The organism is Flavobacterium magnum (assembly GCF_003055625.1).
GTDB lineage: Bacteria > Bacteroidota > Bacteroidia > Flavobacteriales > Flavobacteriaceae > Flavobacterium > Flavobacterium magnum.
In genome coordinates, this window is the sequence record NZ_CP028811.1 from 2,227,392 (window position 1) to 2,243,572 (window position 16,181).

Genomic DNA, 16,181 nt, shown 5'->3' on the forward strand with positions numbered 1-16,181 from the left:
TTGATTTATTAATTATTGAAAATCAATTACATACACGTGGAGCGGCCCTGCAGGCGGTTAGTTTTGCGATCGGAGAGGAGAAAAAACCGCCTGATGTAAACGGTTTCAGTTCAAAAGTTTAGGGTTTTGAGTTGTCATTCAGGAAGGAGACCAATTGTTTTACGGCAATACCGCGGTGGCTGATCGCTGCTTTTTCTTCCATAGAGAATTCGGCGAGGTTCCGATCATAACCTTCCGGCTGGAAGATCGGATCATAGCCAAAACCTTTCGTTCCGCGCATTTCATCAGTGATTTTACCTTTAAGGATTCCTGAGAATAAATGCTTTTCACCATTTAGATTTAAGGCCAATACGGTTTTGAACTGGGCACTGCGGTTGGTTTCTTCTGATAAAGCTTCGAGAAGTTTGTGCATATTATCCATTGCATTTTTCTGCTCACCTGCATACCGTGCGGAATACACGCCGGGGGCACCGCCAAGCGCATCGACTTCGAGTCCGGAATCATCCGCGAAGCAATCGTAACCGTATTTTTGGCTGACATAATCGGCTTTGAGGACGGCATTGCCTTCGATGGTGTCGGCGGTTTCGGGAATCTCTTCGTGGCAGCCGATGTCTTCGAGGCTCAAAACGGTGATGCCGTCGGGAAGCATGTTTTGTATTTCGGCAATTTTATTCTTATTGGAAGAGGCAAAGACGAGTTGCATGCGTTTTTTTTCCAAAGATAATGAAAATCCCAATCCGGACGCGGTACTGCGCCAGCGATCGCAGCCGGCTACCGTGTAGCGCGGAGAGCGCGGCCCGGAGGGGGCGCCATAATCATATCTTTTCGGCGGCATATGAATCGGGATGCGCAGACTTTAACGATGAATTGTTAGCTTTGCCTAGATGAGACCAATGAAACTTTTGCCAAATTTAATTTTGCTGCTTGCACTGACCCTCGTGGAAGCGCGCGCGCAGTCACTCAAGGTGATTGTGAAAAATCCGCTTGGTTTTGAGCGAAACGACGTTACGGCCATCACACGCGACCAGCTCGGGTTCTGGCTTAAAAAGCACGATAAAAAGAATTTCCGCATCAAGATGGAGGGCACCGAAGCCTACCTGCCCATACAATGGACCGATTACGATGGGGATGGGAAATACGACGCCGTGTTGTTCCAGGCCAATGTGCCGGCGAATGCCACCGTCAATTATTTCATCGTCTCCGACAGCCTTAAAAACAAATCCCAGTCTCAGCGCGTGGCCTATGGAAAGTTCTCGCCGGAACGTGGTGAAGGCCTCGCATGGGAGAATGACAGGGTGGCTTTTTGTTTGTATGGCAGTGGCGGAAAAAAAAGCGCTAAAGACGCGTCAGCGTTTCCGGGAGGCGTCAATCCGTGGTTCAAGAAAGTTGCGTATGCCGTGATTGACAGCTGGTTTGCAAAAAGCAAAAAACAGCCCGGGTATTACAGGCAAGACCATGGCGAAGGGTATGATGGCTACCTATTGGGAGCCGGCATGGGCGCAGGTGGCAGTGGACTTTGGGTCAAAGACAGCCTCCACCTGCCGGGCGGATTCAGCAGCTACCGGATTCTGGAGAACGGGCCTTTGCGTGTCAAATTAGAAGTGAAATATGCGAGGTGGAGCCGGTTTTGGGTCGAAGAAACTAAAATCATTTCGCTCGATATGGGTTCGAATTTTTCAAAATTTGAAGTGTATTTTACGGCCAATACCAAAGCTCCTGGATATTCCTTGGGCATCAGCCTGCACGACAATAAAGGCAAAACGAGGCTTGAAAAGGAAGTAGGCTGGGCCCGGTATTGGGAAGCTGTCGGCGATTCGTGGCTGGGCGAGGCGCTTATCATGGAGCCCAGGTACATTGACGATATACTGACCCATGTCGACGCGCAACCCGATCGCAGCCACCTGCTCCTGGTCACCAAACCGCGCGACCAAATCACCTACTACACAGGTTTTACATGGCTTAAAAGCGGACAGGTGCGCCACGTCGAAGATTGGGATGTCCTGATCCAACAGCAAATCCTCAAACTCAACAATCCTTTAGAAGTGAGTGTGTTGTCAAATTAAATCAAATAGCGATGACTTTTAACATTATCAATACGCCGCGGTTGGCGCTCCGCGAGCTGAACCCTGCCGTTTTTCAATACGTGCATACGCAGTACGCGGATGATGCGCTGATGGCCTTCCTTGGTGTGGATTCTGAAGAAAAGCTTGCTGCGGAAAAAAATAAGTTCGTGAACGGCATGTGGACCTACAACAAGACATTCCGCTACTTCCAGATTTTACAGCATGACCAGATTATTGGCTGGTGCGGGTTCCATACATGGTGGACCGATCACGCGCGGGCCGAGCTGGGGTACGGTCTCTTCAGGGAAGAGTTCAGGCAGCAAGGCCTGATGACTGAAGCGCTGCGGTATATTATCCCTTACGGATTTGAAGTTATGGGACTGCACCGCATTGAGGCGCTGACTGCCACGCATAATGTGGCGTCGCAGCGGCTTTTAGCAAAATTCGGTTTTGTCACGGAAGGATTGCTTCGCGAACATTATCTTACCGACGGCAAATTTGAGGACTCGGTTCTATATGCCCTGATCAGAAAATAACGGTCAGCCTTGAGGATAAGACGGTGCAGCATGCCTGAAAAGGCAGGGGATTACAAGATTTCCTCTACGTGTTTTTTAATGTTTTCCGAAATCTTTTTCATCGGCAGGTCGTTTTCATCTGTTCCGAAAGGATCTTCGATCTCCTCCGCAATCAACTCTAGGCTTGCCAGAACATAAAATATGAAAACCACAACCGGGGCTACATAGAATCCGAGATCGAACGAATAGCCGAAAGGCAGCGACATGACATAAAAGAAAATAAATTTCTTGATGAAGGCGCTGTAAGAATAGGGGATGGGCGTGTTTTTGATGCGTTCGCAGGCGCCGCAGATGTCGGTGAACGACTGTAATTCGGCGTTGATGACGATGAGCTGCTCTCCGGAAATTCTTTTTTCGGCATACATCTCGTTGGCTTTCCTGAACAGCAGTGAGGCCACCTGGTTTGGTTTGTGTTTGTGCCGTTCAATCGTAATATCGTCAAAAAGTTCCTGGCTGATTTCCTCGTTGGTCAGGTGCTCCTGGAGTATGAAAGCGTAGGCAGGGATCATTTTCCTGAAAAAAGACCTGTCGTCGGCGTCACCGGACATCGCCGCGATTTTCAGTGCGAGATTACGGCTGTTGTTCACGAGTGCACCCCACATTTTTCGGCCTTCCCACCAACGGTCGTAAGCCGTGTTGGTGCGAAATACGAGCAGCAACGAAATGACAAAACCCAACATCCCATGCATGATTGTGATCTTTCGGATGTAATTTTTTTCGGAAAGATGGAAATATTCCACTTCGAGGTACCCTAAAAGCGCGGCATAGGCACCTATGGCGAGCATAATGGGCAATAATTTACGGAACGTATCGGCCTTGTGAAATCGGAAAATGAAAGTAAACCACTCCTTGGTATTGTAAGAAATCATGTCGGTTTTTCAGTAAATGTAGGCTAAAATTTCAAATTTCCGGCAAGTTCCTTGAGCGCCACCTCTGATAATTTTGCCTGGAACTGTGCTTCGCTGTTGCGTGTCTGTGCGGTGACGTAATTGAGTTGTGCTGTGCGGAATTCGATTGTAGGGATGGTGCCGATGCGGAACTTTTCCATAGTGATGTCAAGGTTCTGGCGGGCAATTTCTTCATTTTTCTGCTCGAGTTCCGCCAATTGCAGATTGGTAAGATAGGTTTGATACGCCGAAGCCAGTTGCGATTTAACGTTGTCGGTTTGCTGTTCGATAAGGAGCTGTGAATTGGCTACCTGCAGCCGCGCGACTTTTTCGTTCCGCCTTTGGTTAAAGCCGTCGAATAAATTCAGCGAAGCCGTAAACCCATATGTCAGTCCGTTTGCTGACGACTGCGTGGTAAATCCAAGGCTGGACTCCGTCCTCCCAAAATTATAGCCCGTATTGATACCAATTGTCGGATAGCGGCCTGCCCTGACCTGCCTGAGCTGCAGCTCGGCGACGCGCTTGTTGATGATCTGTGCTTCAAGTTGCGGATTTTGTTTCTGGGCGAGGTTGATCAGCGCATCGAGTTGCAGGCTTTTGTCCAGTTCGATGGCGTCTACCACCGAAAAATCAATTTGCGGATCACGTGCCATGAGCTGGTTCAATGCGATTTTCGTATTGGCATACAACTCCTTCTGTCTTAGCAGATTCGTGGTGTCCGTATTTAAATCCACCTGGGCGTTCAGGACCTCAAGTTTCGAGGCTTTCCCAATCGTATAGCGGTTGTTTGCCAATTCCAGCCGTTGTTTTGAAATGACTATCGTCGTATCGAGTGCGGCGAGTTGCTGTTGCTGCTGCGCGACCGTATAGTATGTCTGCATGACATCACTGATGCGCGTCAGTATGGCCATTCTTACCTCGGCTTCACCCAATTTCTGCAATTCTTTGAGTTGGTCGTAGCGGGCAAACATCCGAAACCCGTCAAAAACGGTCCAGTTCAGTCCAACGCCATAATTCAGGCTGTTGTTTTTCGCGTTATCCAGTTCGTTTACGGTTCCATCGGAACGCGTTTGTTTGCTGTTCTGAATGCCATTGTTGTCGACGACATTGGCTGTCACCGTGGGAAGCATCCCCGCGTTTCCCAGGCTCACATTGGTTTTGTCGATGGTCAGCTCATTTGTTGCAATCCGGATATCATAATTGTTTTCCAAGGCGGTTTTCACGGCCTCTTCGATGGTCAGGACAGTCTGTGCGCCGGCATTCATCCATCCGATGCAGCATAGTAGGGCGGCAAAATATAAATTCCTATTTTTCATGCCTGGCTTCTTTTTCATATTCGTCAATGTGGTCAAATTCGGGATGGTGTTTGGGTGCGCGCGACCACATCATGTACATGGCCGGGATGACAAACAGCGTAAGCACGAGCGAAAATATCGTGCCGCCTACAATGACGACGCCCATCCCGATACGGCTGGTGGCGGCCGCACCGAGCGACAGCGCAATGGGCAATGCACCTAATGAAATGGCGAGGCTCGTCATCAGGATGGGCCTGAGGCGCGCCTCGGAGGCTTCAATGATTGCTTCGAATTTTGGCTTGCCCTGTTCGCGCAACTGATTTGCAAATTCTACGATGAGTATGCCGTTTTTGGTAACCAGCCCGATGAGCATCACCGTTCCGATCTGGCTGAAAATGTTCCAGGTCTGCCCAAAAAGCCAAAGCGAAAATAGCGCCCCTGCCACCGCCATCGGTACGGTAAGGATGATGATCAGCGGATCGATAAAACTCTCAAATTGCGCCGCAAGGATCAGGAAGATCAGCAGTACCGCAAGGCCGAACGCTTTTGAGGTATTGGAACTGCTTTCCACGAAATCGCGGGACTCCCCACCGAGGTCGGTCGTAAAGGTATCGTCAAGCACTTTCGCCTTGATCTCGTCCATAGCGGCAATCCCATCGCTGATGCTTTTTCCAGGAGACAAGCCAGCGGAAATTGTCGCCGATAAGTACCTGTTGTTGTGGTACAGTTGCGGCGGGCTGCTCTTTTCCTCGGTTTTGACGACATTGTCCAATTGAATCAGCTGCCCCTTATCGTTCTTGACGAACATTGACGTCAGGTCCAGGGGTGAGTCGCGGTCCTTTTCATCAAACTGCCCGATCACCTGATATTGTTTGCCGTTGCGCATGAAATAACCGAAACGCTGCCCGCTCAAAGACAACTGCAGCGTTTGCGCGACATCGAGCACAGAAATACCCAGGCTTTCCGCTTTTTCCCTGTCAATGGTGACGTTTATTTCGGGCTTGTTGAACTTAAGATTGACGTCTACATTTGAAAAGGTGTCGTTTTGGCTTGCCAGATCCATAAACTGCGGTATTTTCTCACGTAGTTTCTCAAAATTAGGCGCCTGTATAATGTACTGGATTGGCATCCCGCCGCGACGGTTTACGGCGATGGTGGGCTGTTCTGAAATATTGGTCTTGGCCTCAGAATATTTTTTGGTCCATTTGGTCAGGTCGTCTGCGATCTCTTTCTGGCTGCGCTCCCGTTCATCGGGCTCTTTAAGGGCAATCCGGATCCTGCCGCTGTTGACCGACGAAGAACCGAAACCGGGAGATGTGATTACGAGGCTGACCTTCTTTTCAGGAATCGAATCGTTGATCAATTGTGTGAGTTCCTGCATAAACCGGTCGGTATAGTCGTAAGTGGCACCTTCAGGAGCCGTTACGTTGACACCGATGAAACTGCGGTCGTCGTAAGGTGCGGTTTCCTTTGGCAATATCTTAAAAAACAGCACAATAATGCCGATGCAGAGGATGATAATCGGGAAGCTGAGCCATTTTCGTTTCATGAATTTCGTGAGCGAGCCCGCATACCCTTGGTTTAATTTGACAAAATAAGGCTCGGTGAGATTGTAGAATTTCGATTTTTTCTGCTCGCCGCCCTTCATCAAATACGCATTCAGCATCGGAGTCAGCGTCAGCGAAACGAATGCCGAAATCAACACTGCCGCGCCTATGACGACGCCAAATTCCCGGAACAGCCGCCCAACAAAGCCTTCAAGGAATATAATGGGCAGGAACACCGCGGCGAGCGTGATGGAAATGGAAATGACAGCAAAGAAGATTTCATTCGATCCCTTGATGGCGGCTTCAATCGGCGACATGCCTTCCTCGACCTTCTTGAATATATTTTCGGTAACCACAATACCGTCATCAACAACGAGGCCCGTGGCCAGCACGATGGCCAGCAATGACAGCACATTGACTGAAAACCCGCACAGGTACATGATAAAAAACGTAGCGATGAGCGACACCGGGATGTCAATCAAAGGCCTGAAGGCAATCGCCCAGTCCCTGAAAAACAAATAGATGATCAGGATGACGAGAATCAGCGCGATACCCAGGGTTTCGGCAACTTCGACAACCGATTTCTTGATAAAAACACTGTTGTCTATGGCGACATTCAACTTCAGGTCACCGGGCAGCGTTTTCTTTAAATTGTCATATTGCTCGTAAAAGTCGTTGGCGATGTCGATGTAATTCGTTCCTGGCTGCGGTATGATGGCGAGACCGACCATGGGCAGTCCGGATTCCGACATTTTGGTTTCGAGGTTTTCGGGTCCGAGTTCCGCGCGGCCAATATCACTGAATTTCACGGTTTTCTCGCCTTCGGATAAAATGACGATGTTATTGAATTGCTCCGGCTCGGACAGATTTCCGACGGTCTTTACGGTCAGTTCCGTATTCGCGCCGGTAAGCTTCCCTGATGGCAGCTCAACATTCTGTTTTTCAAGTGCCGTGCGCACATCAGCAACGGTAACCCCGTACGAAGTCAGTTTGACCGGGTCTACCCAGAGGCGCATGGCATATTTCTTCTGCCCCCAGATTTGTACCGAACTCACTCCGGGAATGGTCTGCAAACGTTCTGCAATCACATTCTCTGCATAGTCGCTGAGTTCGAGCGCGTCTTTTGAATCGCTCTGCACCGTCATGGTGATGATCGGCTCTGAATCGGCATCGGCTTTGGATACCACCGGTGGCGCATCGATATCCTGAGGCAGGCTGCGAACGGCCTGCGACACTTTATCGCGCACATCGTTTGCGGCCTCCTCGAGGCTTTTTTCCAATTTGAATTCTATCGTAATATTGCTCGATCCCTGGTTGCTCGAAGAGGTAATATTGCGGATTCCATCGATAGAGTTGATCGCCTTTTCAAGTGGCTCGGTGATTTGCGACTCTATGATGTCTGCATTGGCTCCGGTGTAATTCGTTCGGACGGAAATCTGTGCCGGGTCGATGGACGGAAACTCCCGTACGCCCAGGTACGTATATCCGATGATGCCAAAAAGCACGATCACGAGATTGATCACAATCGTAAAAACGGGCCTCCTGATGCTTAAGGTAGATAAACTCATGGATTATTGTTTTTTAATCATGACCTTGACCGGCGCGTCATCCTTGAGCGACATTACCCCTGAGGTCAATACGGTATCGCCGGGTTTAAGACCTGAAAGGACCAGCACGTCCTTATCGGTGCGGGTTTCCGTTTCTACCTTGTTTTCTTTGGCCTTGCCATTGCGTACCGTGAAGACTTTCTTGCCATCCTGTACCGGAACGATGGCTTCTGAAGGGATGACTATGGCATCATTGATTTTCTGCAGCGGCAGTTCAATGTCGGCAAAAGTGCCCGGAAGCAGTTTACCGTCTTTATTGTCAGCGACGGCACGGATCTGCAGCGTTCTGGTCGCGACCGAGATTTCGGGCTCGATGGCGTAAATTTTCGCAGTGTATGATGATGTCGAGCCAGCTACTGTAAATGAAAGCGGCGTTCCTATTTTCATTTGTCCGGCGTATTTTTCAGGAATACTGAAGGTGATCTTCAGCTGGGAAACATTGACCAGTTTAGCCACCAGGATGTCGGGCGTGATGTAGGTACCGGGCGAAATGGAACGCAATCCGATTTTTCCGGAAAACGGGGCCCTGACCGAGGTTTTTGCAATTTGTGCGCGGATCAGCTGCGTTTGCGCCTGGGCCGATTTGAAATCGGCACGTGCAACGTCATACTCTTCCTGGCTGATTGCCTCTTTTTTCAGCAGCAAGCCGGCCCTTCGTTCGTTCTCAGAGGCCAGGCTTTCCCTGGTTTCCTGCTGCCGCAGTTGCGCGCGCAGTTCCACGTCGTTGACCTTAAACAGCAGCTGTCCTTTTGACACGGTGACGCCTTCCTTAAATTGAATGCTTTCAACAATGCCGGACACCTCACTACGAATTTCGACCTGCTCGTTGGCTTCAATTGAACCGGAAAGGGAGAGATTGTTTTCGAATGTTTGCGGAACGACAACGATGCCACTGACCTTAGTCGTCTTATTCTTTGATTTCGGATCTTTGGACTTGTCATTTTCCGAATTGTTTTCTTTGATCCGGTAGAAAATCAACGCGCCAAGTCCGGTTATCAGGAGCGTGTAGACGATGTATTTTATTTTCATGGGTAAGGCTTATGAAGCAAATTTACGCCTTAGCCTGCTGAAAGGGAAAGTACTTAGTTTTTATTTAACAACTGTCAAGCTGCGTTGGGGCAGGCGGGAGATATACCCGAAAAGTATTTTAGCGTCCGAAGAAGGGCTGTTTTTTTCCAAACAGTGGTTTCGCGGAGCGTTTAACTGATGTAATTCCAGATTTCCTGTTTTCTCGACATTTCCATAAAAACATCGCGCAGCACCTGGTGTTCCGGTTTTGCGAGCGCCGCATCTTCTTTGAGCAGCTTTATGGCGTAGTGCCGGGCAAGCTGGAGGATTTCGCGGTCTTTGACGATGTCGGCAATCTGCAGATTGAGCACGCCGCTTTGCTGTTTTCCCATAAGGTCGCCGGGGCCGCGGAGTTTGAGATCAACTTCGGCAATTTCAAACCCGTCGTTGGTGCGCACCATCGTTTCCATCCGTGTTTTGCTGTCGTTGCTGAGTTTGTGGCCGGTCATCAGGATGCAGTAACTTTGTTCGGCGCCACGGCCGACGCGCCCTCGAAGCTGGTGCAGTTGTGAGAGCCCGAAACGTTCGGCACTTTCTATAATCATTACGCTGGCGTTCGGAATATTGACACCGACCTCAATCACGGTGGTCGCCACCATGATATGGGTCTTGCCCTTTGAAAACCGCTCCATTTCCGCATCCTTGTCGGCGGCTTTCATTTTTCCGTGTACAATGGAAACGGCATATTGAGGCAGCGGAAAATCTCGCGAAATGCTTTCATAACCATCCATCAGATCCTTGAAATCCATCTTTTCGGATTCCTGGATTAATGGGTAAACGATATAAATCTGACGGCCTTTTGCAATTTCATCCCGAATGAATTTCCAGACTTTAAGTCGGTTGCTGTCATAACGGTGCACCGTTTGTATGGGTTTTCGGCCCGGTGGCAGTTCGTCGATTACCGAAATGTCGAGATCACCATACAGGCTCATCGCGAGTGTACGCGGGATTGGGGTAGCCGTCATCACCAGCACGTGTGGCGGGATGTCATTCTTCTTCCACAATTTCGACCGCTGCTCAACTCCGAAACGGTGCTGCTCGTCAATCACGGCCAGGCCTAAATTTTTAAATTTCACCTTGTCTTCGAGCAACGCATGCGTGCCGATCAGGATATGGAGGCTGCCGTCCTCTAGCGCGTCGTGGATGATTTTCCGATCGGCAGTCTTAGTTGAGCCCGTCAGAATTTTAATATTGATATCCAAATCCTTAGCGAGTTCGGATAAGCCGGTATAATGTTGATTTGCCAATATTTCCGTTGGCGCCATCAGGCAGGCCTGGAATCCATTGTCAAGCGCAAGCAGCATGGTCATCAGCGCGACAATCGTTTTCCCTGATCCTACATCGCCCTGCAGCAAACGGTTCATCTGCGCGCTGCCGCCCATGTCATTGCGGATTTCCTTAAGTACGCGCTTCTGCGCATTGGTCAGTTCGAAAGGCAGGTGACGGTTAAAAAAATCATTGAAACGCGGCCCCACTTTCGTAAACGGATGCCCTTTAATGCGGTGCTTCCGTATGATGTTTTTGGTAATAAGCTGCAGTTGGATGAAAAAAAGCTCCTCAAATTTCAGTCGGAATTCCGCTTTTGCTAGCGCGTCGGCACTCTTTGGAAAATGGATGTTAAACAGGGCGTTACTCTTCGGGACGAGTTTCAGCTCGTCCAAAAGCCAAGCCGGCAGGGGTTCCGTGAATGCATTCCCGGTTTCCAGGAACAGCTGCTGCATCATTTTATTGACCACACGGTTTGAGATCCCGCGGTTGGCAAGCGTTTCGGTCGAAGGGTAGACCGGCTGCATCGCCGAGCGCAGGTTCTGCTCGTGGTCCCTGAGCCATTCGATTTCAGGGTGCGGCATGCTGAACTGCCCGTTAAAAACGTTGCATTTTCCGAAAATCACCACCGGGACGTTCAATTGCAGGCTTTCGCGGATCCATTTAAGGCCTTGGAACCAGATCAGTTCCATTTCGCCGGTATCGTCAATGAATGTGGCAGTAAGGCGTTTGCCCTTTTTTTGCTCGACGGTTTTGATGTGGATGATTTTCCCGACAATCTGGACCTCGGCGGGACTGTTGCGCAGTTCATTGATTTTGTAATACCGCGTCCTGTCAATGTATCGGTTCGGGTAAAAGTTCACCAAATCCGAATATTTGTGTATTCCCAATTCCTTGCGCAGCAAATCGCCGCGTTGCGGGCCGACGCCTTTGAGGTATTCGATCGGGGTTTGCAGGAGGTTGGACATGCTGGCGTGAAAACTTTAAGGCGAAGATAACTTTAAATTGGCAAAACGGGAAATGGCAAAACCACAAAAAACCCGTTATATTTGTTAACCCTGTAATAATAGTCTTATGCGTTACCTCCTCATTTTCCTTTGTTCCGGACTGGCCTTTGCCCAACAGACGCGCTTTGTGGATTTCAAATCCGTTACCGGACAGGTCACACCCCATCCCGAAGAAAAATCCGTTACCGGCTGGGCCCATTACGATTTCCAGGTGTTAAGTAAAACCGACACCGTCAGGATCGATGCCGTCAATATGTCGATTATGGATATGACTGTCAATGGCAGGCATGCGCGGTTTAAGAATTCGGGCAAACAGATCCTGTTGTTCGAAGGGTTCAGGAAAGGCGCTAACAAAGTGGCTTTTGCCTTTAAGGCGTTTCCCAAACAAGCGCTTTACTTTACAGGCCGTGGCGAAAGCCAGCAAATCTGGACGCAGGGGCAGGGAAAGAATACCAGCCATTGGTTCCCGAGTTTCGACGATGTGAATGAAAAAGTGATTTTCAATATGCAGGTGATTACCGGGATTGACGTCGACGTCATTTCGAACGGCACCTACAGCGCGACACCAAAAAAAGATGACCATACGCTGTTCGATGGCAAGGGTAAGTATAAGATTTCCTATTTTTCGATGGACAAGCCGATGAGTTCCTACCTGCTCATGCTGGCCATTGGAAATTTTACGCGTAAAACCGAAACATCAGCAAGTGGAGTCCCGCTGGAATATTACCTGCCCGATGAAGACGCTGCAAAATTTGAGTCCACTTACCGTTATTCCAAGCGCATTTTTGACTATCTCGAGAAAGAAATCGGCGTGCCGTATCCCTGGAAAATTTACCGCCAGATTCCCGCACACGATTTCATTTATGGTGGGATGGAAAACACCACGTCCACACTTTTTAATGAAATTTATGTGGTCGACGAGATCGGCTTCAATGACAACAATTACCTGAATGTGAACGCGCATGAGCTGGCGCACCAATGGTTCGGCGATATGGTCACGGCAAAATCGTCCAGACACCACTGGCTGCAGGAAGGCTTTGCTACCTACTATGCACTGTTGGCGGAGAAAGAGGTTTTCGGTGATGACTATTTCAACCAGCGGCTCTATGAAAACGCCGAGGAAATCCAACGGGCAGCCAAAACAGACACCATACCGATATTGAACGAGAAGGCGAGCTCGCTGAGTTTTTATCAGAAAGGCGCCTGGGCGCTTCATGTGCTGCGGGAAAACGTGGGTGCGGACCGGTTCAGGAAAGCGGTTAAGAATTACGTGGAAAAATATCAGTTCAAAAATGCAGATACCGACGAGTTCCTTGCGGAAATCAATAAGGTTTCGGATTACAATACCGACGACTTCAGGAAGCGGTGGCTTGAAAGCGGCATTTTCCCGATACAGGAAGTGTTGGCGATTCTTAAAAAGAACCGATTCATAACCGAGTACTTCCGGGTGGCGGACATGGCTAAAATCCCGTTGGCACAGAAAGAAAAAGAGTTTGAGCAGATTTTGGCTTCAAACGTGTTCTATCCCGTGAAGCAGGAAATCGTGAACCAGTTGCAACAGCTGCCTTTCGAAGAAGAGAAGAACCTGCTGCTGCGGGCCATGCAGACCAATGATGTCCTGGTCAGGCAAACGGTGGCCATGCACTGGGATAAAATTCCTGATGGTTTTAAAACCGAATATGAGACGCTGCTCGATGATCCGTCGTATTATACCAGGGAAATCGCGATGAATAAACTTTGGTCGCAGTTTCCGGAGGATAGCAAAAGGCTGCTCGACAAGTCCGACGGCTGGATTGGCCTGATCGACAAAAACCTGCGTATCATGTGGCTTTCCATGGCATTGAAAACCAAGGATTACCGCCCCGAAAAAAAGTCGGGTTACTATGACGAGCTGTTGGGATATGCATCTCCCGATTTCCGCGTCAATACCCGAATCAACGCGCTCGACAAGCTCATCTTTCTTGATAAGAATGACAAAAATTACATCCCGTACCTTATCAACGGCCTGGTAAGCCATATTCCAAGGTTTTCCAAGTTTTCCCGGGACCGGATCAGGACGCAGCTTAAAGTCCAGAGCCACCGCGAATACTATGAATCCCTGCTGGAATCCCTGCCCGAAAATGAAAGGGTTCAGCTCGATAAACTCCTCAAAGAAAAATGAGGGCGCTCGTGATTTCAGGCGGTGGCAGCAAAGGAGCGTTTGCGGGCGGCGTAGCACAATACCTGCTCGAGGAAGGACATAAGTACGACCTGTTGCTCGGTACCTCCACGGGAAGCCTGCTGATTCCGCACCTGGCATTGGGCAATGTGAAAAAGATCCATGGCATTTACACCAATGTGAATATGAAGAAAATATTCAACATCAATCCTTTGGTCGTCAAGAAAAGAAAGGGTGTTGAAATTGTCACCATCAACCACTTTAACGTACTGCTGCAGTTTCTGAGGAAGAAGCGTACGTTTGGCGAAAGCCAGAAATTGCGCAAACAAATCAGGAAAAATTTTACGCTCAGCGAATTCAACCAGTTAAAGGCATCCCACTGCAACATCGTCGTTACGGTCACCAACCTGAGTAAAAACGACGTGGAATACAAAGCGATAAAGGATTTCGGTTACGAGGATTTCTGCGATTGGATCTGGATTTCCTGCAATTACATTCCGTTTATGAGTATTGCGAGCAAAGACGGTTGCGAATATGGAGATGGCGGCTTTTCGAGCCTCGTGCCGATACGCGAAGCCATCAATCGCGGGGCAACCGTTGTAGATGTGGTGATATTGGAAACCGAAACCCAGCTTTCGCCGCGCGTGATCGGTAAAAATCCTTTCTCGCTGATGGTCGATCTTTTTGCCACGCTGCTCGACCAGGTGGAAAAGCATGACATCACTATCGGTAAGCTTTCGGCGACGCATCACGACGTAAAATTGAATTTATTTTACACCCCGACCCAACTTACGGACAATGCCCTCATCTTTAACAAACAAAAGATGAAGCAGTGGTGGCAGGAAGGCTATGAGTATGCGAAGAATAAAAGCGGACTCATGAGCGACAACAAACTTCCATAAAGAAGCCGATTGTAAGTAGGGTTTTTTAGCCGCCGGCTGTTATATCTATTCCCAGCATACATTATGGGAAAAATTGCTATAAAAAAGAGCCTCCGTTTTAGCGGAGGCTTTTTGATTTTAAGAAAGTTACAGATGGATTGTATTGGGGTTTGTTACCCATAATGCAAATTTCGGATACGCGTTGTGAGGAAAGGGACAGCTTTTTTACCGGGCCAGGAAAACTGCGATGTATTTGCGGAGCCTGTTGAAAATCCGCAAGTCAATTCCAATTATAACATCGAAGACACTTCATCTTTTATGTAAGCGAGCGCGGCGTTTCCGGGCGTCTGTTTTTCCAGCAGGTCGCTCAGGATAAACTGGCGCAGGCTGTCGGCATCGGTGACCTCAGCGGACAGTGCGGCTTTGCGGATTATTTGCATCGTCGAGTTTTTCGCAGTGACGATCAGGGCCCAACATTGGTCGGTCATGTAAATCTGTTGTGTCAGGTTGTGCTCAAATTCCTGGTCGATGTGGGCGATCAGCAAATTGGCGTAATCATTTTTGTCAGTCGAGATTGGTGAAATCCGGATCAGGATCTTCGTGAGGTTGATGCGCTCGAGGAACAGGGCCATCCTTTCATAAGCCTGTAACTTCAGCGGCAACGACTGCCTCTGGTTGCTTTTCCTGAGCAGGAACTGCCGCTTTTTCTCTTCGTTTTCGGTGTATTTCTGGAAAAAGGAGTACGCCACAGCACCGGTGATCAGCGCGGGAAGCGTGTAAAATAACAACTCGAGTATCTTGTCAGTGTCCATATTTGGGTTTTAAATTTTGATGAAAGCAAATAAACGAATAAACATATGAAACCAATACATTAGATTTGAGAAATTTTTTTACCGGATGGATACTGCGATCCTTATTTTGCTTTGCGTGGCCGCATTCGGAGCCGGGTTTGTCGACGCGGTGGTGGGTGGTGGCGGACTCGTACAAACGCCCGCGGCGCTTATACTGCTGCCCGGACTTCCTGTGGCCGCGATTATGGGTTCGCTTAAGATACCGTCGTTCAGCGGAACGATGTTTGCCGCCGCGCAATATCTCAGGCAGGTGCGTATGAACTGGAAACTGCTGTTGATCATGATGGCGCTTGCCGTGCCGTCAGCGTTTGCCGGTTCGCTGCTCCTGACGGTCGTGCACAACGATTTCATGAAACCGCTGCTGCTTGTTGTGCTGTCGGTATTGGTCGTGTATACTTATGCCAGGAAGAATTTCGGGCTGCATCGCGACAAATCACATTCGGCTGCGCAGCAGGTCGCTTATGCGGTGCTGATCAGTGTCGTGATCGGGTTTTATGATGGGTTTATTGGTCCCGGAACCGGCAGTTTTTTCGTTGTGGCGTTTATTGCGCTGCTTGGGTTCGATTTCCTGCAGGCGTCCGCTAATGCCAAAATGGTAAATCTTGCCACGAATTTCGGTTCGATCTGCCTGTTTATTTCAAAGGGAAAAGTGATCTGGGCCATTGCGCTCCCGATGGCTTTGTGCAATGCCGCCGGTGGTTTCATCGGGGCTAAAGTCGCGATTGCCAGGGGAAATGCGTTTATCAGGGTGTTTTTTCTTGTCGTGATTGTTGGCACGCTGGCGCGATTCGCCTACGATGTGGTTACGCACAGGTAACGCGGCGCCGCGCCAGGGATGGGAGCGGCAGCCCGCAGCCTGGAAGGCGAGGACTACAGCGGACAGCGCGGCCCGGAGGGGGCGCCCTGAGTCAGCTCCCATGCTGGTGTCCAAGCGCAAAAAGCCGGAACAGTTTCGGCCTGAATAGATTCCGGTGCA

Annotated in this window: 12 protein-coding genes; 5 read left to right on the forward strand and 7 right to left on the reverse strand. The window is 49.4% G+C overall.

Annotated elements, in window-relative coordinates; translation table 11 throughout:
- Positions 1-118 precede the first annotated feature (118 nt).
- Positions 119-703: a non-canonical purine NTP diphosphatase gene (locus tag HYN48_RS09325; RefSeq protein ID WP_108370959.1), complete on the reverse strand. Its 585-nt coding sequence runs from the start codon at positions 701-703 to the stop codon at positions 119-121.
- 199 nt (positions 704-902) lie between these two features.
- On the opposite strand from HYN48_RS09325, the gene HYN48_RS09330 reads away from it, so the two are divergent.
- Positions 903-2,063, forward strand: coding sequence for a DUF4861 family protein (locus HYN48_RS09330; RefSeq protein WP_181248448.1), 1,161 nt, complete (start codon positions 903-905; stop codon positions 2,061-2,063).
- Positions 2,064-2,074: 11 nt separating this feature from the next.
- Complete coding sequence (locus HYN48_RS09335) at positions 2,075-2,599, forward strand: GNAT family N-acetyltransferase (RefSeq protein ID WP_108370963.1); 525 nt, start codon at positions 2,075-2,077, stop codon at positions 2,597-2,599.
- A 50-nt stretch (positions 2,600-2,649) separates the two neighbouring features.
- Here HYN48_RS09335 and HYN48_RS09340 read toward each other — a convergent pair whose 3' ends face one another.
- From HYN48_RS09340 to recG, 5 genes are all read right to left on the reverse strand, one after another.
- Complete coding sequence (locus HYN48_RS09340) at positions 2,650-3,507, reverse strand: bestrophin family protein (protein ID WP_108370965.1); 858 nt, start codon at positions 3,505-3,507, stop codon at positions 2,650-2,652.
- A gap of 23 nt (positions 3,508-3,530) precedes the next feature.
- Positions 3,531-4,841, reverse strand: coding sequence for a TolC family protein (locus HYN48_RS09345; RefSeq protein WP_245945944.1), 1,311 nt, complete (start codon positions 4,839-4,841; stop codon positions 3,531-3,533).
- Complete coding sequence (locus HYN48_RS09350) at positions 4,831-7,935, reverse strand: efflux RND transporter permease subunit (RefSeq protein WP_108370981.1); 3,105 nt, start codon at positions 7,933-7,935, stop codon at positions 4,831-4,833. The genes HYN48_RS09345 and HYN48_RS09350 overlap by 11 nt, the downstream gene beginning before the upstream one ends.
- A gap of 3 nt (positions 7,936-7,938) precedes the next feature.
- Entirely contained in the window at positions 7,939-9,003 is a 1,065-nt protein-coding gene (locus HYN48_RS09355) for an efflux RND transporter periplasmic adaptor subunit (RefSeq protein ID WP_108370983.1), read from the reverse strand.
- A gap of 170 nt (positions 9,004-9,173) precedes the next feature.
- On the reverse strand, positions 9,174-11,276 hold the full coding sequence (gene recG, locus HYN48_RS09365) for an ATP-dependent DNA helicase RecG (protein ID WP_108370987.1): 2,103 nt from the start codon (positions 11,274-11,276) through the stop codon (positions 9,174-9,176).
- Between the two features lie 106 nt (positions 11,277-11,382).
- On the opposite strand from recG, the gene HYN48_RS09370 reads away from it, so the two are divergent.
- Positions 11,383-13,476: a M1 family metallopeptidase gene (locus tag HYN48_RS09370; protein ID WP_108370989.1), complete on the forward strand. Its 2,094-nt coding sequence runs from the start codon at positions 11,383-11,385 to the stop codon at positions 13,474-13,476.
- The gene (locus tag HYN48_RS09375) at positions 13,473-14,375 is read left to right on the forward strand and encodes a patatin-like phospholipase family protein (protein ID WP_108370991.1); all 903 of its coding nucleotides are present in this window, start codon (positions 13,473-13,475) and stop codon (positions 14,373-14,375) included. Before HYN48_RS09370 ends, HYN48_RS09375 begins: the two co-directional genes overlap by 4 nt.
- Before the next feature lie 269 nt (positions 14,376-14,644).
- Here HYN48_RS09375 and HYN48_RS09380 read toward each other — a convergent pair whose 3' ends face one another.
- Entirely contained in the window at positions 14,645-15,166 is a 522-nt protein-coding gene (locus tag HYN48_RS09380; protein ID WP_108370993.1) for a DUF7935 family protein, read from the reverse strand.
- A gap of 85 nt (positions 15,167-15,251) precedes the next feature.
- Between HYN48_RS09380 and HYN48_RS09385 the strand changes: the two genes are divergently transcribed.
- Positions 15,252-16,022 (forward strand): sulfite exporter TauE/SafE family protein, encoded by a 771-nt coding sequence (locus HYN48_RS09385; protein ID WP_108370995.1) that lies wholly within the window; start codon positions 15,252-15,254, stop codon positions 16,020-16,022.
- The last annotated feature ends 159 nt before the right edge of the window (positions 16,023-16,181 follow it).